This window comes from Psychrobacter sp. UBA3480, assembly GCF_002377945.1.
Classification (GTDB): domain Bacteria; phylum Pseudomonadota; class Gammaproteobacteria; order Pseudomonadales; family Moraxellaceae; genus Psychrobacter.
In genome coordinates this window covers 1-26323 of sequence record NZ_DFQV01000027.1, presented here as the reverse complement: position 1 = coordinate 26323, position 26323 = coordinate 1, and the positions used below count along the sequence as shown (strand labels likewise).

Below are 26323 nucleotides of genomic sequence, written 5' to 3'. Positions count from 1 at the left end.
CATAATAAAGCCTATGACAACATTCGACACAGCTGATGACCTCAGTGTTAGAAAACAAACCATCGCTCGCCACTTTGCTAATGCAAGTAACTATGACCAGCATGCCAGTATTCAGCAGATCGTTTGTCAGTATTTATTAGACAGTATTGCTCATACCAAACAAAGCAGTGTGCTAGAAGTGGGTGCAGGCACAGGTCAAATGACACGCCTACTCGCTGAGCATATACAGAGCGAGCACTGGCTCATCAATGAGTTATGTAATGAGCAGACGGCTACATTGCAATCAATAATGCCAACTGCTGACGTAATGATTGGTGATGCTGAAACGATAGATTTGGCAGAAAATCATAGCTTGATAATCAGTGCTAATGCCGTGCAATGGTTTGATAGTCCGTTGAGTTTTGTCACGAAATCAGCGCAGCGTCTACAATCTAGAGGACAACTGGTCTTTAGTACTTTTACGCCAAATAACTTTTTGCAAATTAAGACTCTAACTGGCCAAGGACTTCACTACCCAGATATTAATGAATGGCAATTGGCATTAGATAGTGCTGGCTTTGAGAATATCGAACTATCAATTCAGCGTTTTGATTTACCATTTCCTACCCCCTACGCTATCCTAAAGCATATGAAACTCACCGGCGTATCGACCAATCAAACTCAGGTTACGTCAGATAATATTCAAACCTTTGTATGGACAAAATCGCGTCTACAGCAATTTGAGTCAGACTATTGGCAACATTTTTCAGCAAAGGATGAAACAGGACAGCTCGTGGTTAATTTAACCTATGAAGTTCTCATAGTGAGCGCGTTTAAACCATAAGCACGCATCTTATGAAGAAAAATAATAGCTAGCAGGAATAGTAGCTGATAGAAAAACAGCCATAAAAAAACGCACCCCGAAGGATGCGTTTTTTAATTTAACTAGTTATCGATTTATATCGACTATACCATTTTCAAAAACTTGAGTAGCAAGGAAAACAAGCGTAAGTACTACATTAAGTAGACTAAGCGAGTTTGACGCAGCTAATCGCGTTTTTGGATTTGGTATTACTTCTTGTCTTCGTTTACTTCAGTGAACTCAGCATCAACGACGTCGTCATCAGCTTTGTTGCTACCAGCATCATCAGCACCTTGTTGGAACTGGCTTGGATCCATACCTTCTGCGCCAGCGCCACTATCAGCGTAGATTTTTTGGCTGATTGGCAAGAATGCATTATCTAATGCTTCAAGCTTAGCTTTGATTTCGTCATGATCGTCTTCTTTCGCTGCAGCTTCAAGCTCAGTGATAGCAGATTCTACTGTTGATTTTTCTTCAGCAGTGACTTTATCTTCTGCTTCTTTTAGCGCTTTTTGTACGGCATGAATACGACCATCTGCTTCGTTACGAACTTGCGCTAGGTTAGCGAACTTCTCATCTTCAGCAGCATTGGCTTCTGCATCGCGAACCATTTGTTCGACTTCTTCGTCCGACAAACCAGAATCTGCTTTGATTTGGATACTTTGGGCTTTACCAGTACCTTTATCCGTTGCAGAGATGTTCATGATACCATCAGCATTGATGTCAAAAGACACTTCGATTTGCGGTAGGCCACGTGGTGCTGGTGGAATATCCGTCAAGTCAAAACGGCCAAGCATTTTGTTTTGGTTAGCGATTTTACGCTCACCTTGATATACCTGAATCGTTACTGCTGGCTGGTTGTCTTCAGCCGTTGAAAATACCTGTGATTTCTTAGTAGGAATCATAGTGTTTTTCTCGATAACTGGCGTCATGACACCGCCCATCGTTTCGATACCTAGGGTCAATGGCGTTACATCAAGTAGCAATACGTCAGTTTTGTCACCAGACAATACGGCACCTTGAATCGCTGCACCAGCTGCAACTGCTTCGTCAGGGTTCACGTCTTTACGTGGCTCTTGACCAAAGAAGTCTTGTACCTTTTGCTGTACTAGTGGCATACGAGTCTGACCACCAACCAAGATTACATCGTTGATGTCGCCAATTTTTAGGCCAGCATCTTCAAGTGCAGTCTTACAAGGACCCATTGTACGTTGTACTAATTCTTCAGTTAGGCTCTCTAGTTTCGAGCGGCTGATAGTAACAACCAAATGCTTAGGACCACTGCTATCAGCAGTGATATATGGCAAGTTTACTTCAGTGCTTTGTGCACTTGATAGCTCAATCTTCGCTTTTTCTGCCGCTTCTTTTAGACGCTGCATCGCAAGAGAGTCACCTTTTAGGTTCACGTCTTGCTCTTTTTTGAATTCGGCTACTAAGAAATCAATCAATGCTGAGTCAAAATCTTCACCACCTAGGAAAGTATCGCCGTTAGTCGCTAGTACTTCAAACTGCTGCTCGCCGTCTACGTCTGCGATTTCGATGATTGAGATATCGAAAGTACCACCACCTAAGTCATATACAGCAACAGTGCTATCGCCTTGCTTCTTGTCCATACCATAAGCAAGTGCAGCAGCAGTTGGCTCATTGATGATACGTTTTACATCAAGACCAGCGATTTTACCCGCATCTTTAGTTGCTTGACGCTGTGAGTCATTGAAGTAAGCAGGTACAGTTACAACTGCTTCAGTCACGCTCTCACCAAGATAATCTTCTGCTGTTTTTTTCATTTTTTTCAAGATTTCAGCAGAAACCTGTGGTGGCGCAAGTTTTTTACCGTTGATTTCTACCCATGCATCGCCGTTGTCTGCTTTAGCGATTTTGTAAGGAACCATGCCGATATCTTTTTGCACGACTTTGTCATCAAAACGACGACCGATCAAACGCTTAATCGCAAACAAAGTGTTGCTTGGATTAGTTACTGCTTGACGCTTAGCTGACTGACCAACAAGCGTTTCGTCATCTTTATAAGCGACGATTGATGGTGTTGTACGAGTACCTTCAGCATTTTCGATGACTTTAACTTTGTCACCTTCCATTACTGCTACACACGAGTTAGTAGTACCTAAATCAATACCAATTACTTTACCCATAATCAATTGCTCCTAATTTGTTTTTAACTATAAATACTTATTTATCCAGACCGTAGTCGGTCACTTGTTGCTATATATCGGTTTACCCGTCGTATTTTTCAAGGCGATAATCACGCAAAAACTGTGTTTCATGTCATTTTTTGTGAAAAACCTTCATATTAGTAGGGTTTAGCCCTAAAAATATTACTGACCAACACGAACCATGGCTGGACGCAATAGACGACCGTTTAAGCTATAGCCTTTTTGTAAGACTGTACCAACTGTATCTGCCGCTGCTTCTGGGTCAATACCTACTGCTTCATGAAAGTCAGCGTTGAATTTTTCGCCTTGTGGATCGACCACTTCTACGCCGTTTTTGGTCAATACTGCAACCAACGCTTTGTGCGTTAATTGAACACCTTCAGCGACTGGATCATTGGCATCGGCATTTTCGATAGCACGCTCTAAATTGTCAACGATGTCTAACAATTCTTTAGCAAATTTCTGTAGTGCAAACTTTTTGCTCTTATCCGCTTCTTGCTCCATGCGTTTTTGCGCATTGTAAGCTTCAGCATTAGCACGTGCAGTACCTTCTTTGGCTTGCTTTACTTCGCCTTCTAGCTCAGCAATACGCGCTTTGAAAGTATCAAGGTTGATTTCGTTTTCGATAGTCGTTTCTTCACCTGAATTATTCTGTGGATCAAACTCTTTCATGGTTTCTTCTAAGATACTGTCATTGTGATCAATATTCTCATGTGCCACATTCTGGTCAAGATTTTCGTGGTTCGGGTTTTGCTCGCTCATGATAGCTCCTTGGAATTTCAATAATGAAGATTAAGAGACGGCACAGTAGACCGAATAATTACTGGTCCTACTATGCCATTATTAAATGCTCGATGTTTCTAACTCATTGTTTTTTTAATACGCTTCAATAGCTGCTTGATAAAGGTGATAAGTACAAATTTCAAGCCTAGAACAAAGGAATTTTTACCATTTATGACAAATATTTGTGGAGTCTGATTAAAGAGATACGTCAAACGTTTTTGTTCCATGTCAATAAATCTCAATATTCGCTCACAAAAAGAACAAAAAACCGCTATTTATTCCAATTGCTTTACGCTTGTTAATCAAGCTATTACCAAACGATACCCTATTATTCTGCTAGCTATTTTATCATTGCTATAAATACTATCGCCTACACTCAAATGCACGCTAAAAATCATTTATGAGAGCTGTTATGTCTAATTCAAAAAATTTATCTATCAATACTTTGCTTAATAAAGCATTAATGACATTGCACTTAGCGTCAAAAGAACATCCAGCGTCACAAGAGTCATCGAATCAAGATGCACAAGCATATGACTCATTAGAAAAACGTCTGAGCGTTAAAGAGAAAATACTCGCTTATAACCCTGTAGCAAACTACCAGCCGCATACATTGCATTATGCAATGAAAAGTCTGGGCTACTTACCAGACCCTATTTTGGAAGGTGTAATTGGTTACCTTAAAGGCCCTAATTCAAAACAATACCTACATGCAAACGCTCACCTGCGTCTCATCCTTGCAGTAAATAGCTACCTCAAAACGCCGTTAGAATTAACCCCAATGCCCGAATTGCGTGAGAGATTTACTGCTGATGCGGTAGCCATGCAATCACCTAGAGTATGGCAACAAGCCAATACGACTATGCTAAGCAATATAAAGCCCTTCACTAAAAAAAGTGATTCACCTGTTAGCTGGAAAGATGAAACGATTGCCAATGCGGATAATGGCGACATGACTGTTCGTTGCTATAAAACAGGCGGCAAAAAATCTGGTTTTAGAAGAAAACGTATCCATAATCCTGATGAAACAGTCATGCTGTTTTTTCATGGTGGTGGGTTCTGCATTGGTGATGTCGATACACATCATGAGTTCTGTCATGCGGTATGTGAGCAGACTGGCTGGTCTGTGGTTAGTGTCGATTATCGCTTAGCGCCTGAATGCCCTGCTCCAGCAGCATTAAAAGACTGTATCACTGCGTATGATTGGTTGGTTGAGCACTGTCACATATTGGGCGCATTACCTTCTCGTATCGTTTTAGCAGGTGATAGCGCAGGTGGTGGTTTATCAACTTTAATCGCGCAGCAGCTGACCGCACCGAGCAAAAGCGCATGGGCAGACCTAGGGATAGATGGTCAGAAAACGTTTAATCTATTAGAAAAACTACCCGAACCTCTAGCGCAGATGCCTTTGTATCCAGTTACTGATATTGAAACAGATTATCCTAGTTGGGAGCTATATGGTGAGGGTCTACTATTAGATCATGCTGATGTAGCAGTATTTGATGCTGCTTGCTTGGAAAATAGTCCGCTGCCCCGATTGCATATACTGAACTCACCTATGCTCGGTGATAATAGTAAAGTTTGCCCAACTTACATTGTGGCTTCTGAGCTCGATGTATTGCGTGACGAGGCATTTGCTTATGCAAAGCAGCTGAAAGGTTACGGCGTTGCTGTAGAGACGTATACTGTGCTTGGTGCACCGCATGGCTTTATTCACTTTATGAGTGTTCACCAAGGTCTTGGACAAGAGACAAACAATATCATTCATGGGTTTAGCAGCTTTGTACGTGAGATCATCAGTACACAATCGCGGTTAGCTGCATAGACCGCTTGCTAGCTAATTATCGGTTTCTATAACTAATTTGTATTACCAGATAGTGTAATTAACCAAATCTCTGAGCGCGATCCCAATCGAAAGGGAATTCCCCAAAAACCATAACCAGAGGACACGACGAAGTGTCCTTTACCAATCTGCTCATAGCCATAGCCTAATCGATTAATAGCATTTACGATAAAATTAGCGGGAAATACTTGACCGTTGTGGGTATGTCCCGAGACTTGTAAATCTATAGGTAATTGACTGTGATTAGCTATATCACTCGGTCTATGGTCTAACAATATCACTGGCTGCGACGTATCTACTTGCGCAAGTAGATTGGTAGTTGCTACACGTTGACGTTTATGATTATCAAAACGTCCAACTAACCATACTGGTTGACCCTCATGCTCGATACAGAGCACCTCATCGTTTAACAATTGTATACCTGCATTTTGCAGCGCTTCGCTAATAGGTCGCTCATGACCATACAAATCATGATTACCCAATGTCGCATAGACACCACGTGGCAGACTACGGCACAGTTCTGCTAAGTTTCGCTCCATATGATATTCATTAAAGGCATCTGTATTATCATCCATAATATCCCCTGGCATCAGCAGCATATCTACACCAGAGCGAATCATAAGTTGCTGCAATCTATCTATGGCTCTCACACCAAATAATCGCCCTATATGCAAGTCACTAGCAACTGCAATGTGTAGCGGCTTGGTTAAAGGTTTATCTATCTTAATAGACAGCTTGCGTATAACAGGAGCATAGGCATTATATAGCGAATAAATAAATAATCCTATAAATAGGAATAGCGCTAGTACTCTTAGCCCTATAGTCATCTCATTCGATTGGTGCAACGTAGTGCCTGATAAAGAAATTATTAGTAAATACCCTCCGTAGAGTAGACTCACTGCCAACGCTGTCAGTATCATAAAATGCATGATCAGCATCCACCCACTAACCCAGCGATAACTGTTAGCAAATGCTCTCTTTACGCTCAATACTAATAGACCATTAGTAATAATAAATACACTGACCCATATCACTGTTTGTAATGTTGGCGTTATCCAAGGCTGAAGCCACCACTGTATGCTCAATACTGTACCTAAGCTAAACAATTGTAATAGTAGAAAGATGGTAAAGAAAAATGCGTAACGCATGGACTGCCCTTAGATATAAATACAGTTCAGTAAGTGATTATCAGAAAATAAGCTCTAATGTTTCACATGAAACAACACCCATATAACTATTTTTGGTTTTCTAATGCTTGCTGCAGTGTCGAGTGTTTAAACGAATAACCTGCGTCTAATAGCGCTTGTGGCAGCACTTTTTGACCATCGATAAGTAAGGTCGACATTTCGCCAAACATCAGCTTAAGCAAAAACTCTGGTAAAGTAAAAAAGGTGGGGCGATGTAGCCATGAGCCAAGTGCTTTGGTAAAAGTATGATTGGTCACAGGATTCGGAGCAGTAAGGTTATATACGACTGCATTTGTATCATTTGCGGTACCGCTTGCAGATTTGATAGTGCTGTCATTAATAGGTGTACTATCTTGAGCTAAGCTATTGGGGTGATTGACATCTGAGTCGCTAATAAGTTTAAGTTGCTGCTCGATAATAAAGATGACCGCACTAACCCAATCTTCACGGCTAATCCAGCTCATGATTTGTTGTCCATCACCCAACTGTCCACCGACACCAAATTTGAATGGTAGCAACAGTTTAGCCACCATTCCGCCCTCAGGATGAATAACCACACCTGTTCTGACGATAGCCACAGGAACATCGTGTTCGGTCGCTTTAAGCGCTAATTGCTCCCATTCATCACATAGTGTATGAGCAAAATCTGTCTCATAATCGCTGTTTTCAGTCAGTGGCTTATCGCCTTGCGTACCATACCAACCGATTGCTGATCCGCTCACCAGTAACCTAGGCTTTGTGCTAGCACGTGCGATAAAACCCAGTATCGACTGAGTAGGTTTGATACGGCTCGCCATTAACTGTTCTTTGCGCTCATCGCTCCAACGAGAGTCAGCAATCCCAGCGCCTGCTAAATTTAATATGACATCAAAGCTCATATCAGACGTTGCAAGCTCGTCATAAGTCATCATATTGATATCATCGGGATGTGATTGACCGCTATCACGAGTTAGCCAAGTAATCGTCACATCTTTATTTTGCGCGCGAGACCGTGCTAGTAGCTCTCGACTAAACGCACTTCCCAAAAACCCTGAACCACCACTGATCAAAACATTCATACCCTACTCCCTATATGCCTCAAATATCACCACTATGACTTATCTTTGAGTTACTTATTGCTGAAGTACTTATCGTTTAATAAAAACCAGACCGTTATAACCATCGTCTGCTTTTTTGCAGTTTTTATCAAAACAACTTTTACATACTTTTGGTAAAGGAAGGTGAGCAAATAGGCAAGCTAGCAAATGGTCAATCTGTAAACGCTCACGTAAATAAGGAGCAGCGACACTTATCACTTTGCATTGCAAGCAATCGCTTCTGAGAAGTTTAAGAGTTTTAATAGACAATGCTATCGAACGACGAAACCTGTCGTTGCATCGCGAATCTGGCTAGGCAAGGTATAACCTAAAGTATCGCCCTGCAAATAACCAATTTGCTCATTAAAATAAGCATAGGCGGCTTCAAAAGTGCTAGCAGGCGTTTGCCCTGATGGGTTGCAGCTTGTAGAAACCAATAGACCAAATGGGTTCTCTTCACTGACCATCTGTTGGCAAAGCTGGCGAACTGTAGGATGCGAGATAACTCGAACAGCAATAGTCTGATGCTGACCGGTAATCCAAGTAGGCACAGTGCTCGCAAGCGGCTGAGGAATCGGTAATAACCAAGTATGTGCTTGGCGATTGTGCTGTTCGTCTCCGCTATCGTCTGTCTGCCAACTATCAATAACCTGCTGGCGCTGAACATCATCTAAGGATGCTAGTAAAGGGGCTAAGCGAGACACACTATCAGTGACGACTATCATGCCTTTGGCTTGTGGACGTTGTTTGATATCCAAAATACGCTGAACAGCTGCTTGGTCATAAGGGTCGCAACCAATACCCCAAACGCTTTCTGTGGGGTACGCGAGCAGTTGTCCTTCTTTTAGCCACTTAGCAGCTTGGATGGCAGAATTAGTAATAAGAGGTGTAGGTTGGCTCATGACTTAAATGGTTCGTAGAAGTAAATTCTAATAATACCACAAGAAAGATATTGTCTAGGAGAGTCTATAACTAAGGGCTATCTATGCCAGTGTCCAATAAGGAATATTTGCAATATTTTAAATGCGTAAATATCGTCCACCTTGTTCGCTGATAAGACCCATTAACTCAAGCTCCATTAGCTGACCAATCAACTGCGGCGGTGCAAGCTTGGTTGCACTAATAAGCGCATCTAAATCTTGCCCATGCCAGTCAAGCTGCTCATAAATTGCAGCTAAATTCTCAGGCACAATGACTGTGCTGCGCGCAGGCTTTATATCAGAGGATGGTTGCTGGCTAGTAGATTTGATTGATTTTTTCTCTATATCAAACGCATCGGAAGTCTGATTAATATTAGAGTGATTACTAATAGAATTGGTAGCGTTCGCTGTTCTATAAGCGCCTTTATCATAGTCAAGCTGACCGTTGACGTCTTCTAGTACTTGCTGAGGATGATAAACCAAGGTCGCACCTTCACGTATTAAATGATGGCAACCTTCTGCATTGCTATTGTCAATATGACTGGGAATGGCAAAGACCTGTTTACCTTGTTCAGACGTGAGACGTGCTGTGATAAGCGAGCCGCTTTTGATTGTCGCTTCCGTTACGATGGTCGCGAGACTCAGCCCAGCTACCAAACGATTGCGACGCGGAAAAGTATGTTTATGCGGCTGAGTGTGTGGTAGTAGCTCACTAATAATGCAGCCACCTTGCTCAACAATTTGAATAAATAACTGATCTCGATGATTGGGATAGTTCACATCGATCCCCGTACCCATTACACCAACCGTCCGTCCATGATAGTCAGGGTCTGCCTGTGCTAATGCACCTAAATGTGCGCGTTTATCTACACCCATAGCTAGACCGCTAGTAACGATATACCCTGCTTGCGCTAAATACTGCGCCATATCAAACGTGATTTTTTGCGCATGCGCGGTGGGTTTTCGGCTACCTACTATAGCGATTTGTGCTTGATGTAGGCGCGCGCTATTCCCACGATAAAACAATAAAGGCGGTGGGTCGTAGATTTGTGAAAGTTGGGCAGGATAATCGGCGTCATCAGCGAATAGCAAGCCATAGCGCCCATCTATCAATGCTAGCTGAATCTTATCGATATTGGCGAGTGTTTGCTCTGGCTGTTCATGACGTTTGAGATGGGTATGGTGAATACCGAGCTGCTTCCATGCCTCTACTTTGGCTTGCCAAGCAAGCTGCGGATAACCGAAAGAAGTGATCAGTTTGTGATAAGCAGATAACGACGCATTCACCTCGTACCACAGCGCTAAGATAGCGCGCTGATCGTCGGATAAAGAAGAGGTGACTGCCGTCATTGTCATCTGTCTCGTATAGGCAAGCTTAGATTAGTATTTATTTCAATATATTGCTTAATACAGCCTTATAGCTATTTATAAATAAGGAGGTGGTAATAACTGATCGCCAATATTAAGTGGTAGCTCAGAGTCTAGTACATAAGCATAACTGATGTGGTCAAAGGTATTAAAAACCATTACCATACCGCTAGGCTCGTTTGGTAGACGGACTGGTGTGTCATTATCTTTAGTATCACGTACCAAAGGCCCTTTTTGATAAACCGTCAGCACATCACCAGGCTTAGCACCTTGTAAGCTACCCAAATTGATGGCGACCACACTCCCCTTCGCAGCCGAGCTGATAGAGTCCATCACACGTACGATCATACCGCCGCGACTAACACTTGCAGGCGTTGGATAAAAGACAGGAGGAATAGCGTTATCTAACTCTACGAATACGCGATCCCCTTCACGTACTTCTTTGCCATAACTATCAATAAGCTGCAAGCTAGTCACACCATTACTTTCTGTAGAAGTAACAAGACCAGTCGCTACCTGAGTAACTTCTAAACCCATCACTTCTTGCGTTTTGGGGTCTACATATAGCTCACCCTCACGGTAGACTCCGTAACGCTGACCCACGATAAGCGGTACGCCTTTAGCATAGACTTTATCACCGCTCGCAGTAATCAAGTTACGGTTTTTAGAAGCCAAAATATAAGGCGTGGTATTAAAGTCTTGAGGATTAACGATAAGTGTTTTATCAAGCCAATGCTGAATAGCAGATAATGGAATAGGAGGAACACTGTTAGCCGTCGAGGTAAGAGCCACAGTACTTGTACTTACATTCCCAGTAAGCTGCTTTTCAACGCCAGCACAACCTTCACCTGTATCAACACCAATTAGCGTTTTACCTTGAATCACACAAAGGATGAGAACATCATTAGGGTAAATAAGGTTTGGATTTTTAATTTGTTTATTAGTGGCCCAAATTTCTTTCCAACGCCAAGGGCTATCTAGATAACGACCTGAGATATCCCATAATGTATCGCCTTTTTTCACGATATAACGATTGGGTGCATCTGCCTTGATAGTAGGTGGTGGATTGTTTGCGTGGGCTGTGGTCATCAACATGGCACTACTAAACGTCGTAATTAACAGTGCTTTTGCTATCTTTTTTAAGCTCATCTTCATCGTTATATCCACAATATGTACCACTGTGCTTATCATAAAGAACCGTACTTAACTTATCACTGTAAAAACACTTTAAATTAATAAAAATTTAACTATATCAGTAACTTATTAATAAAATTCTTATGAAAATTACAGGGTAACTGTTCAGTGTAATTGGCTAGAATAATTCCTAAAAAAGCGCCTAGCACGATGATGACTTGCTGACGCCGTTTCTAATATTACAATTATATCTACCATAACACAATCATAAACACTTTATTACAATGGTGTAACTTTTACACGGATACTTTTCCTTGTTGATAAGAAGCCTAAAGACCGTAGTTACTTAAGCAGAATTCGGTGCGACATGTTGGCGAATTTGTTCAGCAACCAGTTCAGCCTTGTTTTCCAGTACCACTACGTGCTGTGATAAATCTTCTAACCCTTCAGTATGTGCTGGGCGAGCGATATCTATCTGACCAATAGCCTCAACAATAGTGTCCGCAAACTTAACGGGTAATGCTGTCTCTGCACAAACGATGATTTCGCCATCTAGCTGTAGCTCTTTGGCGACTTTAATTCCGTCTGCGGTATGTGGGTCAACCAATTCACCATGCTGCTCATAAAGCGCTTTGATAGTCTGCAAGCGGTCGTTATGAGTAGATTTACCAGCAGCAAAGCCATAACGCGTATTAACCGCTTCCATCAAGTTAGATAAGTTAAAGCCTCGACCTGATTTTACGCCGTTAAATAACTCATGAACGCGTGCGCTGTCTTTTTCTAATAGCAAATAAACAAAACGCTCAAAGTTAGAGGCTTTTGAAATATCCATCGACGGACTAGAGGTTACATAGGTTTTTTCAGTCGGACGCGGCTGATAAGCGCCTTGATTGAAGAAGTCATTTAAAACGTCGTTTTCATTGGTTGCAACAATCAGACGGTCAATTGGCAGTCCCATTTCACGAGCGATATGACCGGCACAAATATTACCGAAATTACCTGATGGTACGCTAAAGCTGACTTTTTCATCGTTGCTCGTCGTGACCGCAAAGTAAGCTTTAAAGTAATAAACAATCTGCGCTAGGATACGACCCCAGTTGATAGAGTTTACCGTGCCTAGATTATAAGCGGCTTTAAACTCAGCATCTTGCTGTAGCGCTTTAACGATGTCTTGGCAATCATCAAACATACCATCGATAGCAATATTATGAATATTATCATCGGTCAAGCTATACATCTGCGCACGCTGGAATTCACTCATTTTGCCATGAGGTGACAGCATAAAGACTTCGATATTTTCTTTGCCGCGCAATGCATACTCTGCTGCACTACCCGTGTCACCACTGGTTGCACCAATGATCGTAATACGCGCGTCTTTTTTCTTAAGCACATACTCAAAGGCATTGCCCAAAAACTGCATGGCAACGTCTTTAAATGCCAATGTCGGACCGTTTGATAATCCTAGAATATACAAATTGTCTTCGAGCTTGCGGACAGGAACAATCTCTTCAGAACCAAACACCTCAGCGGTATAAGTGCGCTCGATAAGATCTTGCAAATCAGCCGTAGGAATATCAGTGGCAAAACACTGCATAATCGCCATCGCAAGCTGCGGATAGCTGAGCGTACGCCATTCATCAAGGGTTGCACTATCGATATTTGGATAATGCTCAGGCAACATCAAACCACCGTCTGGGGCAAGACCCATCAAAAGCACATCACTAAAATCCATCGGCGCTGTCTGACCACGGGTACTGATATATTTCATTAGATTGTCCTGTCAATTTTTCTAGCTACTGAATAGTAAATTTATTTTATTTCTACATCTATCTCGTTTATGTACTCTTCCCACCACTGAATAGCTTCAGCTAGAACGTCTCTACAATCAGTCCCAACATAAAATCCATTTTGTAAAGGTATATAAATCCCATCACCCAACGTAAATTTACTAGGAATAGAGTCAGTATCTACAACAAATAAATCAATAGGGGAAGACAGTAGTCCAAACTCATATTCTTTTAGAATTTTATTCCTTTCATCTTCAATGAACTCAAAGAATATTTTATTAGCTGCTGCTTCTTTGTTTTCTTTAAGACTTTTCCATTTATTACTGACAGTTATTTTCATTAGTTCAGATTGTAGAGAGTCAACTTTATCTAATATATGTCCAATTGCTCTCGCTAGAGTAATAGCAGCAACCCATAGTACTCTAAAACTCTCATAATTCGTTTCATTTTCTAACATTAAGTATGACTGCCGCAAATCACCCAATACTTTTTTAGCTTGAGTAGTCATTACTTTAACTCTTCATCAACAGCGCATAATAAAAACCATCGCCGCTTGCGCTATCAATTGGCAAGCACTGACGACCGATTGCTTGTTCGATACCCCAGTTGCAATCGTCGGTGAATTCAATCACTACCGCATCATTATGATGAGTGATAAAGTCCTGCATTTGCTCGACGTTTTCTTGCTTTAAGATGGAACATGTCACGTACAGCAGATAACCACCAGCTTTGAGTTGTGGCCATAAGTTATGCAAGATATCTGCTTGCAACAGTGCCGTTTGCTCGATGTCTTCTTCGGTACGCAGGATACTGATATCAGGATGACGACGAATCACACCCGTCGCGGTACAAGGAGAGTCCAATAATATTGCATCAAATACCGGCTCATTTGTCGCCGCTTTTTTATTTTTTCCATGCTGCCATCTGGTCGCATCTGCACAGACAACATTCAATGCGATGCTGTTATCTGCTTGCTGCAAATCGTGCTGACTTAGATTCAAGCGCTGTAAATTCTCACGAATACGTTCAATACGCGGCGCTTCATTATCAATAGCCGTTACCTTGATATCAGTAATCGCAGGTGACGTTTCAGATGATATCTCATTATTGTCTTGTTTCACGTGAAACAACGATGACTCGTCACTAGCGCTCATGAGCTCTAACCAATGAGCAAGCTTGCCACCAGGTGCCGCACAAGCATCTAGAATATGTATCTCATTATTCGTATTTTCCGTATCAGATTTTTCAGCACTAAGCTTAGCCATTAATGCTTTATTGATAATCGGTGCAGCTAACTGAGCATGCATATCTTGAACGCTAGCTGTTCCTAAAGCAAAATCAGGCAAAGCGTTAACGGCAGTGCTTTGATGTAGTCTAAGACCTTTGGTTGATAGCGTGGTGGAAGTGGCAGACCCTGATGAGTTTGCTACCTTAAAACCAGTCGTTAGCTCAACGATATCTGCATCAATTTCTGCGCCATCTAATGCATGCTGATAGTCTTTTACTGAAGTAACCGCCGAATTCACTCGTAAAAACATTGGTGCTGGTTGGCGCAAGCCTTGTGTCAGCTCATCATACTGCTCGCTCCAGTCTTGCTTAAGCTGGTAAGCAAGCCAATTCGGTAGACTATGCTTTTTATCGCATTTCTTACGGAATTTGCTTGGATTCTTAGCGACTTTACGCAAAATAGCATTTACCAAACCAGTCGAGTGAGCGAACTCAATCTCTTTGGCAGCTTCAACGGTTTCATGAATTGCAGCATGGTCAGCCACTTCTAAGTAAAGCAACTGTACCAAGCCGACTTGAATGGTGGTACGCACTTCAACTTCGTCGATAGGGTTGTCTGCTAAGCTATCGAGCAAACGTGCCAGCGCATGCCACTGGCGCAACGTCGTAAGTAGTAGCGCATGGGCAAAACCTTTGTCACCATCATGTAGACTATTCAATAATGGATCAAGGACGCTTGAGAGCGACTGACCGTTTTGAATAGCCAGTAAAGTACGAATCACACGCACGCGTACGCTGCCATTCATAATAAGATTGCTTGATGGTTTGAGCTTATTGTTTCTAGGCGCAGTACTGTTTTGTCTCATTAAATTTCATTTCCTTGACGTATCATCGATAGCGTCTTGTGCAAGTAGGTTAAATATAAGTAACGTTATTTTGTTTCTGACGTAAATTGATCGCCATCATTTAATTGGTTGCCGTGGCAAACTTGTTCAGCTGTCATTGGCTTACCACCCGCAAACTGCAAATGAGTAATGGCTAAAGTGGTGGCTGATGATTCAGCGTCACTCTCTTTACCACAAGCGACTAAAATCGCTTTTCGTCCAACACTGATAACCGTTCCAGCAGGCTCATTGGTTTGCTGCGATGTATTTACAGGTAAGCTAGCCAGTATTTTAACGCGCTGCCCTGCTAGGAAAGCATAAGCACCTGGCCATGGTGTCAGCCCACGAATTTGGCGTTCAATAGCGGCAGCAGGCTGCGCCCAATCAATTTCGCCTTCGGTTTTGACTAGTTTTTCAGCGTAGTTGGCTTGACTATCGTCTTGAGCAATAGCTTGAGCTTGATAAGTAGCTAAATCTTTTAGCACCGTACTAATGGCTGTCGCACCAAATGCAGCCATCTTATCATGTAGGCTAGCAGCGGTATCATCAGAGGCAATACTTTCGCTAACTTTATACAGCATGTCACCTGTATCAAGACCTTTGTCCATCTGCATAATGGTAATGCCGGTCTCATCATCTCCGGCCAAGAGTGCACGATGGATAGGTGCAGCACCGCGCCAACGCGGTAATAGTGAGGCATGGATATTTAAGCAACCATGAGTAGGCGTCTCTAATACACCGATAGGTAAAATCAATCCGTAAGCGGCGACAATCATCACATCTGGTTGGTAGGTGCGCAGAGTTTGCCTAGCAGCTAGCCCTTCTGCACTAGACTTTTTAAAAGTGACTGGCTGCTCTACAGCGATATCATTTGCCAATGCAACTTCTTTTACCGCAGAAGCTGACAGTTTTTGACCACGACCTGCCTTACGATCAGGCTGGGTGTAAACAGCGACTATCTCTATATTCAGCGGTTCTTGCTGATTAATTAACGATTCAAGGCTAATAGCAGCGAATTCAGGCGTCCCCGCAAATACTACCCTTAATCGGTTAGTAGTTGGGTTATCATGGTCAGTAAGCGAGTTAGATGTATCAAAGGTAGGAGCAGTTGTAGTCATAATCATGCATTATATAAGGTTTATTTGTTCATTATAGGTGAGTTTACGGCGCAGTGCCATGATTGTAATGACCCCACTTCATGATAACCAATGACATTATTTGCCTTTATAATATCAAGAACATCGAACGTTCTATTTATATCTTTTACAAAACAATTTGGTGTTAATAACCACTCTCTGTAAACAGTAAGCCGTTATTCTGCTATAAATAGAAGGTAACACTAAAAATTTTAGACAATTCAACTGTCGTATAATTCACCTACTATATGTAGAAACTTCATTTTTATTTCACTATATTCTTTCGTGTCGAGATAGGGCCACGCTTTCATGCAACAGTTTCAGTCCTTACAGCGCTTATTGATTTTCTATACCTTGTCTCTCACGGTTATGTTACTGCTGTACTATGTCACACTGTTTGATGGGATAAAAAAACATAGTGAGCAACATAGCATAGATACTTTTTATTCCCTACAGCACAGTATTATTGAGCATGCAGCACCTGTAGATAGTGAAATAAAAAAAATCTTAGAACAACCTACTTTTGATCAACTGAGTTATCAGCTGATTTTGATGATGCCTTCTGGGCAAACCTATATTCATCATAATACTCGTCCTAATGAATCTGCTTTTTCTACCGTTGCTTTCCCTACCATCGGTACATCAGCTTCTAGCAGCAGCGACCATAGCTCTTATACTGTCAATAGTAATGAACTAACAGGGATCATTAATCTAAAAAGCGGACATCAGATTTATATCGTATTACGTCATGAGCCTTTTGTTGTTGACTGGATATCTTACCGTTATTGGCTCCCTTTGATGGTCGCCATCATACTATTCTTCATGGCATTGCTCTATATGCTCAATCGTCGTACTAACTGGGAGCAATTACTGGTTTATACCGATAATTTGAGTAGCCGCGCCAAAGAATCTTATACGCCGCCACCGTTTTTACAAAAGAAATCTACTACCGAGTTCATGTTATTAGGTCATGCGCTAAGTCGCGTCAGCTACCAGCTACATAATGACTATCGGCGTATCAAAACATTGACTCATCGTTTAGAACGCTTGGTTAATCAAGCACCCTTACCGATGTTGATGAGTATACGACATGGTCAAATTAGTTTCTATAATCAGCGTTTTGAGCAAGTGTTTACTCCTCCTACACAGAGAGAGCAAAGCTATGAGCTGACTGATTTTGTTGAAGGGAAAGATGAGGCCACTCAAATACTGTTAAAAACTATTTCAAGTTTGCGCGTTACTCGCACACTGATAGTTTATGGCTTGGAGAACAAACAAGCCTACCAACTACACGTAACACCATGGTTTGGCGAACATGGGCAAGTTCACGGTTTTACTGTGATTTTTAATAATGTCGATGAGATTTTCCATCAATCTGAACAACTACAGCTGCACAACCAACAACTGCAATTACAAATTGATGAATCAAACGAAGCCCAAGCATTTATAGGTCGCAAGTTAAGGATACCACTAGAGAAAATAATTGATTCGTTGGAACCCATCGACCCTTCAACATTGACGGCTCAAGGCAAAAAGACTCTAAATACATTAATTACAACCAGTCAAAGCATGTTGACTGTGCTCAATGAGACGCTAGCAACAGAGGAAGTTGAAGTCCGAAAAACACGTCTAAGTATCGAAACGGTTGATATTTATAAGGTAAGCAAAGAAGTTAGCAATTTAGTCACACAAGAAATAAGACAACAAGGGTTAGAATTGATTTATTTCTTTGCGCCGGACTGTCCTCGTTACATCGAAACTGATTACATTCGTCTGCACCATATCCTATTAAATCTGTTGAAAAACGCTATTGATTTTACAACATCAGGCTATGTCGCGCTCACTGTTGATCGTGTACCTGAAGATAAAGTAACGCGAATAAGTAATCAGCCTTTAACTCCTAACAATGACACGACAATACCTGCGCAGACATCTTATTGGATTCGATTTAGCGTAAAAGACACTGGAGTAACTATTACTCCTGAGAGAAAAAATCAATTAGTCAATATCTTGAATCAAAGCAATCATAACTTAGTTGAAGACAGTAATATTGGCTTGAGTGATGCCAATAGCTTTGCTCAGTTACTCGGCGGTTTTATCGAACTAAGTAATACGGTGGATAAAGAGACGATATTTAGCCTCTACCTTCCTTATCCTCATACCACTTATCAATCGGTATATCATCGTTGTTCGCAGCTGCCACACATTCACCTTATCGCTGTCATCAATCAGCCTCTAGTTGCTGAACATTTACAACGTTTGTGCGAGTACTTAACGATATCCGTGACTATCTACAGCACTTTAGATAGAGCCACTGTACAGCAGCTAAAAAATAAATTAAAACAAGATGAGCAAACTGTCATTCCTGTCTTGTTATTAGATTATGAATACAGCGAATCCATCACCTTATCAGCTCATGCGAGCAACAAGTATAGCGAGCAATTAGAAGTGTTAAACGACCTAGTCACTACGCCTTCACTACCAAAGATATTACTTAGCATGAAACTTGAAAGGCATATACCTTCTACTTTACTAGGCCAATATGATGGGTTTTTGACCAAACCCTTGGACGCAAGTTTATTACTGTCTGAACTGCTACGCTTAACCTTGTTTGCAAGGAAAACACTAGACATATTGGTCAAACATCAATATGACAGCAGTCTATCTTTTGTAGAAGATACACCTAAGAAAGAAACCTTGTCTCCACTGATTTTGGTCGTAGAAGACAGTCCTACTAACCAAAAGATAGCCTGTAAGATGTTAAGTAAGCTTGGTTATCGTAGTATTGTCGCAGAAGATGGACAGCAAGCACTCGAGAAACTCAAAAGCCAACGTGAAGAAATTTCTTTGATTTTGATGGACTGCCGAATGCCCGTTATGGATGGCTTACAAGCCACACAAGTGATTCGCTCGCAAGGTGATAAAATACCAATTGTGGCACTAACTGCGAATAATACAGAAGAAGATCGCGAGGCCTGTATGCAAGTTGGTATGGACGAGTTTTTATCCAAACCCATTAGCAAGAAAGACTTAGAATCCGTTTTGCAGAGTTTCATACAATAAATCTCTAGTGCAAATAAAAAATACCCTATCGATATCACTTAATCAAAATAATATCGATAGGGTCAAAAAATTGGTGCGAGGATGATATTTCGGTAAGCTTAATTGTTATTTCATAAACCCATTATCGGCCAAAAATGCTTCTGTGATTTGGCTTTGCGGGCTTGACGCGTTCATACCGCCAGATTGAGATTTATTTAGTAGACGCTCTAGATAACGGGCAACGATATCTACTTCAATATTCACTTTGTTGCCTACTAACCAATGCTTAGCGATATTCGTCACTTGAGCAGTATGCGGAATGATATTTAGAGAGACAATATTGTCACGCACTAAATTGGTCGTCAGACTAATACCATCTACGGTAATAGAGCCTTTGGTCGCTGTATAGTGCGCTAGCTCTTGCGGTATCTCAATCTCAATATAGATAGAACGAGCATCTTGTTGTAATTTACTAACGACCCCTACTCCATCTACATGACCGGCGACGATATGACCACCAAAACGAGTCGTTGGTAGCATGGCCTTTTCTAGATTGACCGTATGACCTGCTTTTAAACCTTCTAATGCTGTTCTAGCAATAGTTTCACGTGAGACATCAACAGAATAGTAGTTACTTCCGAGCTCCACCACAGTTAAACAAATACCATTTGATGCAATAGAATCGCCTAGCTTCACATCACTGAAATCTAAGTCATCAGACTCTACTGTTAAACGTATGTCACCGCCTGTCGCCTGCATAGATTTAACTTTTCCAACGCTTTCTATAATTCCAGTAAACATATTACCCTCGTCTCATTACTGTATTGCCTTCATAGGCGAATATTTTAGTTTATCAAATCATCTATCAATTCTTTATCACAACTTGTTCAAATAACTGACAGTGAAACATCGTTAGACTTGACCTTTAATAGGATAGATTGTGGATAAGTAGGGATAAATCAATAGAGATATAACTGAAAGCATCTATAAATACATAGTTACCCACAACAAATGTAAATTTCTCATAGTACGTACTTATCTAGAAAACAGATCATAAGTTATTGATTTAAAATAATATTCATTAAAATGATTAAGATAGGCACCTCTTCTCTGTTTCATGTGAAACAAAGTTATGCACAGTTCCATGTGAAACACGTAAACCAATAGCTAATTTACCCACATTTTGGGCTTATTATCAGAACTCATGTACAACATACTTATTTGAAAAATATTTATAAAGGTAATAAAGTTAATTTGAGATCTGGACCAAGCTGCTGATGGCTTTTTATATCAAACCGTAACTGCTGAGCAAGGGACATAGGATTGAAATCAACCATTGGACGAGCTTGCTCACCAAGTAAGCAAGGTGCTTGATACACGATTAACTCATCTACCAACTGTTGACTCAAAAAGCTACCTGCAACGCTAGCACCTGCCTCCACCAACACATCATAGCACTGGTGCTCACTGACTAACTTAGCCAACAACACAGACAAATCGCCTTCATGCCAATATATAGTATCTGGATGCTGACACAGCTGATACTCAGACTGTAGACTGTGCTTTAAACGCTGACGCCTATCAAGTATGACTATTTTAGGGTTAGGTATATTCTCAGTTGGCACGTCCAATTGTTCTGAGCGCACATTGAGCTGCGGGTTATCAGTTATTACAGTTTCACTACCTGTAATAATCGCACCACTTTGTGCTCGTAATTTTTGTACATCCTCGCGAGCAGCAGTTGAGGTAATCCACTTTGATTCTCCAGACGCCATTGCTGTACGACCGTCTAAACTAGTCGCTATTTTCAATCGTACATAGGGCATTTTAGTGCGCATAGCTTTTAGAAACCCACGGTTTACTGCTTCTGCCTGCCCTGTCAGAACACCGACCGTCACTTCTATGCCAGCTTGCTCCAATAGTTTTACACCGCGACCTGCAACCTGCGGATTAGGATCTAGACCTGCAATCACAACGCGATTTACCTTAGCAGCAACCAGCGCCAACGCACATGGCGGCGTACGTCCCGTATGACTACATGGCTCTAATGTAACGTAAGCAGTTGCCCCTGCTGCCTGTGTAACAGCCTCTTTCAGCGCAAACACTTCTGCATGTGGCTCACCAGCTTTAGGGTGAAAACCTTGACCAATAATCTGCTCTGCCTGAACAATAACGCAGCCCACTGCAGGATTGGGTCTAGTAGTATACAAACCGCGCTTCGCTTGTTCGATAGCAAGCATCATAAAGTAGCGGTCTTGTGCATCTTGAGCATGGCTTTGAATAGACATAAGGCTGGTCTTAATAAATGATTAAGGGTTCTATATAAGAAAATAAGGTTCGAAAGCTGATTAACAATTAGGAATTACTTATCAACTAGGGCTTATTTAAAAGCTTACTTCGCTTATTTTTCATTTGGACGAATATTGGCAATCTCTTGATGGAATGCATCGATATCTTGAAAGTCTCGATACACGCTAGCAAAGCGTACATAGGCGACATCATCCAAAGTTTTGAGTTCACTCATGATGATTTCACCCAAGACTTTACTACTGATTTCTCGCTCACCCATCTGCCTAACACGCTTTTCAATACGACTAATCATCGCCTCTTGTTCATCGATAGTGATAGGACGCTTTTGTAAAGGTAGTAAAATAGAACGGCGCAGCTTTTCATTGTCATAAGGTTCAATCTTGTTGCTTGATTTGATAATCCTTGGCATGACAACTTCTACCATCTCAAAAGTCGTAAAACGTTCTTGGCAGCTGTTACACGAACGGCGTCGACGCACTTGTGCACCTTCCGCAGCAAGACGTGAGTCAATAACCTTGGTCTCTGACGCATTACAGTACGGACAGTGCATAGCATTTCCTTATTTTACGATTGAGAATAAGAGCAGTATTTCCAAAATAGCTAATTTTATTAAAAAATAAAGAATACCGTTTATCAGTTATTTACCAATACAAAAGCTGCCGAATATCTTACCCAATAAGTCATCAGCGCTGAACTCACCCGTAATTTCACCCAAACTCTGCTGTGCCTGACGTAAGCTATCAGCAACTAACTCACCTGCTTCAAATACGGTTAATTGTTCATGAGCTTCTGCCAAGAAATTAGCAGTTCGTCTAAGCGCGTCGAGATGTCTGGTACGAGCAATTAAACTGTTTTCTGGTGGATGAAAGCCTACTTTCTCACATAGTGCTTCAACTAAATCATCAATACCAATACCTGTTTCACATGAAACATTGACTTGCTGATAACCTCTGTTCTTGATCTCAGCTTGGGTCATAGCAGCACTTTCTTCCCTATCATTATCGCTCAATAAATCGCTCTTATTAGCAATGATTAGTAAGCGTTTGGCTTCTGGCAATTCACCAAATAACTGTTCAGCAAGCTGTAAAGGTGTGCTCTCTTCTTCAACATCGCGAGTCACATCATAGACCATCAGTAGCATATTAGCCTGCGTGATGGCAGTACGGGCACGCTCAATTCCAATACGTTCCACAGTGTCTTCTGTCTCGCGTAGGCCTGCCGTGTCGGTCAGATGTAGCGTCAAACCATTGAGCACAACTGTCTCTTGCAGCGTATCACGTGTGGTACCCGCGACATCAGTCACGATAGCACGTTCTTGCCCTGCAAGACGATTGAGCAAGCTAGATTTACCTGCATTTGGCCTACCTGCTAGCACGACATGGATACCATCGCGCAAAAGCTGACCTTGCTTTGCCGTTGCTAAAACTTGCTGTATCTTATCTTGCGTCTGCTCAAGCTTACTTTGTATGACGCCATCAGACAAAAAATCAACGTCTTCTTCGTCGGGGAAATCAATCGCTGCTTCAACATGTAAACGAAGATGAATGAGTTGTTCTAATAACTGGTTAATCTTTTGTGAAAACTCACCGCTCAGAGAGCGAATCGCACTACTGGCCGCGGCGGCACTAGTCGCATCAATCGCATCAGCGATCGCTTCTGCCTGCACCAAGTCCAACTTATCATTATCAAAGGCACGGTAAGAGAACTCTCCTGCACTCGCTTGCTTGGCACCTAGCTCAGATACGCGCGCGAGCAATTGATTTTGTAAAATAACGCCGCCATGTCCTTGCAGCTCAATCACATCCTCACCTGTGAATGAATGCGGACCTTTGAAAAACAAGACCAATCCCTCATCAATGACAGTGCCATCAGCCTGATAAAAACGACAAAAGCTGGCCATTCGCGGCGTAAAAGCAGACTTACCTGTTAGAGCACATGCCATATCGTAAGCACGGCTGCCTGATAGACGTATGACACCCACACCCCCTCGCCCGAGCGGCGTTGCAATCGCAGCAATTGTGGCCAATCCAGATGTATTAGACTTTTCAGAAGAATTAGGTACGGCTAATGCTTTCTCTAAGGAATCCACAATGACTCTCAATGTTTAAAAGCTCCATTATAGACGTCTGGACTCATACTGACAAAGCAAACTTTGAAAGGTAGTCGCATCAGATATATTTTAGTTTCAATATTTATAAACTGTGGATAATGTTGATAAGCTGTGGATAACATTTACCACTTGTCTACCACCTATAAAAAAACCACCGCTTGCGCGATGGTTTTTGGTGTTTCTGACAAAGAACTAATTAATCGACCACTTTTACCGTACGACGCTTTTGCTCTTCATCAACTTTCTTATTGACAATATATTGCTGAGTCATACTAAACAAGTTGTTGACTGTCCAATATAAAACCAAACCTGCTGGGAAGAATAGCATGAATGCCGTAAAGATAATCGGCAAGAACTTCATGACTTTTGCTTGCATCGGATCTGCTGGCTGCGGGTTCAACTGCTGCTGCACAAACATTGATGCCCCCATTAACAACGGCAAGATAAACCATGGATCCATCGCTGATAGATCTTGAATCCACAAAATCCATGGTGCATGACGCAGCTCAACACTTTCTACTAATACCCAATATAAGGCTAAGAAAATCGGCATCTGCATCAAAATCGGTAGACAACCCGCCATCGGATTGACTTTTTCTTCTTTGTATATCGCCATCATCTCTTGCGACATTTTCATACGATCATCGCCATGCTCTTCTTTAAGCACTTTGAGTCTTGGCGCAATGGCACGCATTTTAGCCATCGAGTAGTAGCTCTTATTAGAGAACCACATTAAGGCAATTTTTACTAAGATAGTCAGTAAAATAATTGACCAACCCCAGTTACCAACAACCTTATGCACACCTTCCAAGATAGCAAACAAGACCTTTGATATTGGCCACAGCAGACCATAATCAACTGTTTTGTTAAGGCCTACCGCAACGTCTTTTAGCTCAGACTGAACTTTTGGACCTGCATACAGTGTTGCATTTAAAGTAACTTGCTTGTTTGGTGCTACGTTCACTGGTTGGCTATTGAAGCCGATAAAGTAATCACTACCTGTTTCACGTGTGAAGAATTTGCCAGTGAAGTTTTCAGGCGTCCAAGCAGATACAAAGTAATGCTGTACGATACCAACCCAGCCTTTATCGCTAGTTGTCGTCAATTCACCATCACTAAAGTCACCAAATTTCAGCTTATTATAAGGATCATCTGGTGTACCCCAAGCACCGCCTAGATAAGTCGCCATGCTCAGCGCGCCTTTATCAGACATACCAGGATCTTTACTATCATCACGCTTTAATTGCGCAAACATCTGACCTTGCCAAGCATTGGTAGACGCGTTTTGGATCTGATAGCTAATATCGATTGGATATTTATTTTCAGTGAAAGTGAAAGTCTTGGTGATCGTCACGCCGTCTTTTTTGTAAGTAAGCGGCACTGACAACGTTTGCTGTCCATCTTCCATCACATAATTGTTAGCAGTATGGCTATAAGTCGCTCTACCTTCTGCTGTATCAATACCGTTCTGACCAATAAGTCCAGATTGAGCCACATACACACGGTTACTATTGTTTTCTAACAATACGAAAGGCTTATCGCTATCGAGCGTTGCGTCATACTGCTTGAGCGCAGCATAAACAATATCACCACCTTCTGGATTGATTTTTATATCATAGCGATCAGTTGTTACCGTGATTAGACCAGCGTTTTTCGCAGGAGTCGCTGTCACGGCACTGTTATCCACAGGTAATGTCTGTACCGGGATATCACCTGCTGCACCAGTAGTAGAAGGAATGTCAGCACCTACCGAACTCGTAGTTTCTGGCACCGCATCTACAGCTGGAGCATCGGCATAATCATCTCGCCATGCCAAAATCAGCAGATAAGCGGTAATTAGCATCGCAATGATGATCATCACCCGAAATATCTTTTGCATAAACCTTTCCTAGATTAAAAAATTAGGGAATGAAAAATTAGGGCATGTGTCATGACTGTACTACACAGCTGTCCTGTCACATTGCAACTGCATCAGTAGTCATTTACATAAAATGTGCATCATTTTACTAAAAATCTGTCTCAAATGATACCAAGAGTGTGGATAACTTGTGGGTAACTCAATAGAGTATCTATCTGAGACTAAAGATGTCGACTTTATGTTGATTTCATCAAATAATTAAGCTGTGAAGCATAGCTAGTAATGTCTCGATAGACACCCAAACCCTGATTGTCAGTATTTGGTATATCAGTCAAAGATATGTATTGATATATATAAGAAGCTAAGGGTAAGGGTACAAAGTCTATACCATGCCCACCTAAAGGGTGACACCTACTAAGACGTTTTAACAACAACCAACCACCCTTACGGGCACCATGCCATGTTAAAGCTTGTTTGCCATAATTTGAGCATGTTGGATAATAGCGACAACGAGCAGGTATTATAGGACTAACTATTTTTTGATATAAAATAATTAAATTAAAAAATATTTTATAAAAAATTTTATTTATAAATATTCTTTTAAAAAAAATACTCATTTTATTTTTTTTCTATTTTTTTAAATATA

The 26323-nt window shown here is 41.5% G+C and carries 20 protein-coding genes; 3 read left to right on the top strand and 17 right to left on the bottom strand.

All coding sequences use genetic code 11. The features are described from left to right. Positions 1 to 13 precede the first annotated feature (13 nt). Positions 14 to 823, top strand: a complete 810-nt coding sequence (locus tag B2863_RS11295; protein ID WP_296210608.1) for a methyltransferase domain-containing protein — start codon at positions 14 to 16, stop codon at positions 821 to 823. 227 nt (positions 824 to 1050) lie between these two features. On the opposite strand, the gene dnaK is transcribed toward B2863_RS11295, so the two are convergent. Further along, positions 1051 to 2991, bottom strand: coding sequence for a molecular chaperone DnaK (dnaK, locus tag B2863_RS11290; protein WP_296210605.1), 1941 nt, complete (start codon positions 2989 to 2991; stop codon positions 1051 to 1053). 183 nt (positions 2992 to 3174) lie between these two features. Next, positions 3175 to 3774 carry a nucleotide exchange factor GrpE gene (grpE, locus tag B2863_RS11285; protein ID WP_057762215.1) on the bottom strand — a complete coding sequence of 200 codons (600 nt, stop codon included), beginning with the start codon at positions 3772 to 3774 and terminating at the stop codon, positions 3175 to 3177. A gap of 433 nt (positions 3775 to 4207) precedes the next feature. Between grpE and B2863_RS11280 the strand changes: the two genes are divergently transcribed. After that, positions 4208 to 5620, top strand: coding sequence for an alpha/beta hydrolase (locus tag B2863_RS11280; RefSeq protein WP_296210600.1), 1413 nt, complete (start codon positions 4208 to 4210; stop codon positions 5618 to 5620). 32 nt (positions 5621 to 5652) lie between these two features. Here B2863_RS11280 and B2863_RS11275 read toward each other — a convergent pair whose 3' ends face one another. From B2863_RS11275 to fmt, 9 genes are all read right to left on the bottom strand, one after another. Further along, positions 5653 to 6786: a metallophosphoesterase gene (locus B2863_RS11275; RefSeq protein ID WP_296210597.1), complete on the bottom strand. Its 1134-nt coding sequence runs from the start codon at positions 6784 to 6786 to the stop codon at positions 5653 to 5655. An 86-nt stretch (positions 6787 to 6872) separates the two neighbouring features. After that, complete coding sequence (locus tag B2863_RS11270; protein ID WP_296210594.1) at positions 6873 to 7883, bottom strand: TIGR01777 family oxidoreductase; 1011 nt, start codon at positions 7881 to 7883, stop codon at positions 6873 to 6875. 290 nt (positions 7884 to 8173) lie between these two features. After that, complete coding sequence (locus B2863_RS11265; protein WP_296210592.1) at positions 8174 to 8803, bottom strand: L-threonylcarbamoyladenylate synthase; 630 nt, start codon at positions 8801 to 8803, stop codon at positions 8174 to 8176. Positions 8804 to 8920: 117 nt separating this feature from the next. Further along, the gene (gene dprA / locus B2863_RS11260; protein ID WP_201568551.1) at positions 8921 to 10171 is read right to left on the bottom strand and encodes a DNA-processing protein DprA; all 1251 of its coding nucleotides are present in this window, start codon (positions 10169 to 10171) and stop codon (positions 8921 to 8923) included. A 75-nt stretch (positions 10172 to 10246) separates the two neighbouring features. Next, positions 10247 to 11344: a LysM peptidoglycan-binding domain-containing protein gene (locus tag B2863_RS11255; RefSeq protein WP_296210590.1), complete on the bottom strand. Its 1098-nt coding sequence runs from the start codon at positions 11342 to 11344 to the stop codon at positions 10247 to 10249. Positions 11345 to 11669: 325 nt separating this feature from the next. Beyond that, positions 11670 to 13091, bottom strand: coding sequence for a threonine synthase (gene thrC, locus B2863_RS11250; protein ID WP_296210587.1), 1422 nt, complete (start codon positions 13089 to 13091; stop codon positions 11670 to 11672). A gap of 41 nt (positions 13092 to 13132) precedes the next feature. Continuing rightward, positions 13133 to 13618: a hypothetical protein gene (locus B2863_RS11245; protein WP_290178166.1), complete on the bottom strand. Its 486-nt coding sequence runs from the start codon at positions 13616 to 13618 to the stop codon at positions 13133 to 13135. 4 nt (positions 13619 to 13622) lie between these two features. Further along, positions 13623 to 15203 carry a transcription antitermination factor NusB gene (locus B2863_RS11240; protein ID WP_296210584.1) on the bottom strand — a complete coding sequence of 527 codons (1581 nt, stop codon included), beginning with the start codon at positions 15201 to 15203 and terminating at the stop codon, positions 13623 to 13625. Between the two features lie 65 nt (positions 15204 to 15268). Beyond that, positions 15269 to 16339, bottom strand: coding sequence for a methionyl-tRNA formyltransferase (fmt, locus tag B2863_RS11235; RefSeq protein WP_296210581.1), 1071 nt, complete (start codon positions 16337 to 16339; stop codon positions 15269 to 15271). A 327-nt stretch (positions 16340 to 16666) separates the two neighbouring features. On the opposite strand from fmt, the gene B2863_RS11230 reads away from it, so the two are divergent. After that, positions 16667 to 19420: a response regulator gene (locus B2863_RS11230; RefSeq protein WP_296210579.1), complete on the top strand. Its 2754-nt coding sequence runs from the start codon at positions 16667 to 16669 to the stop codon at positions 19418 to 19420. 105 nt (positions 19421 to 19525) lie between these two features. Here the strand turns inward: B2863_RS11230 and B2863_RS11225 are convergent, their stop codons facing one another. The 6 genes from B2863_RS11225 to yidD form a co-directional block, all read right to left on the bottom strand. Beyond that, complete coding sequence (locus B2863_RS11225) at positions 19526 to 20200, bottom strand: riboflavin synthase (protein WP_296210575.1); 675 nt, start codon at positions 20198 to 20200, stop codon at positions 19526 to 19528. 431 nt (positions 20201 to 20631) lie between these two features. Then, on the bottom strand, positions 20632 to 21687 hold the full coding sequence (gene ribD, locus B2863_RS11220; protein WP_296210574.1) for a bifunctional diaminohydroxyphosphoribosylaminopyrimidine deaminase/5-amino-6-(5-phosphoribosylamino)uracil reductase RibD: 1056 nt from the start codon (positions 21685 to 21687) through the stop codon (positions 20632 to 20634). A 113-nt stretch (positions 21688 to 21800) separates the two neighbouring features. Next, positions 21801 to 22259: a transcriptional regulator NrdR gene (gene nrdR / locus B2863_RS11215; protein WP_057762240.1), complete on the bottom strand. Its 459-nt coding sequence runs from the start codon at positions 22257 to 22259 to the stop codon at positions 21801 to 21803. Positions 22260 to 22346: 87 nt separating this feature from the next. After that, complete coding sequence (gene mnmE, locus B2863_RS11210; protein ID WP_296210682.1) at positions 22347 to 23735, bottom strand: tRNA uridine-5-carboxymethylaminomethyl(34) synthesis GTPase MnmE; 1389 nt, start codon at positions 23733 to 23735, stop codon at positions 22347 to 22349. A gap of 280 nt (positions 23736 to 24015) precedes the next feature. Further along, positions 24016 to 25698: a membrane protein insertase YidC gene (gene yidC / locus B2863_RS11205; protein WP_102094844.1), complete on the bottom strand. Its 1683-nt coding sequence runs from the start codon at positions 25696 to 25698 to the stop codon at positions 24016 to 24018. Between the two features lie 215 nt (positions 25699 to 25913). Next, a complete protein-coding gene (gene yidD, locus B2863_RS11200; protein WP_296210569.1) occupies positions 25914 to 26294 on the bottom strand; it encodes a membrane protein insertion efficiency factor YidD in 381 nt (126 codons plus the stop codon). Positions 26295 to 26323 lie beyond the last annotated feature (29 nt).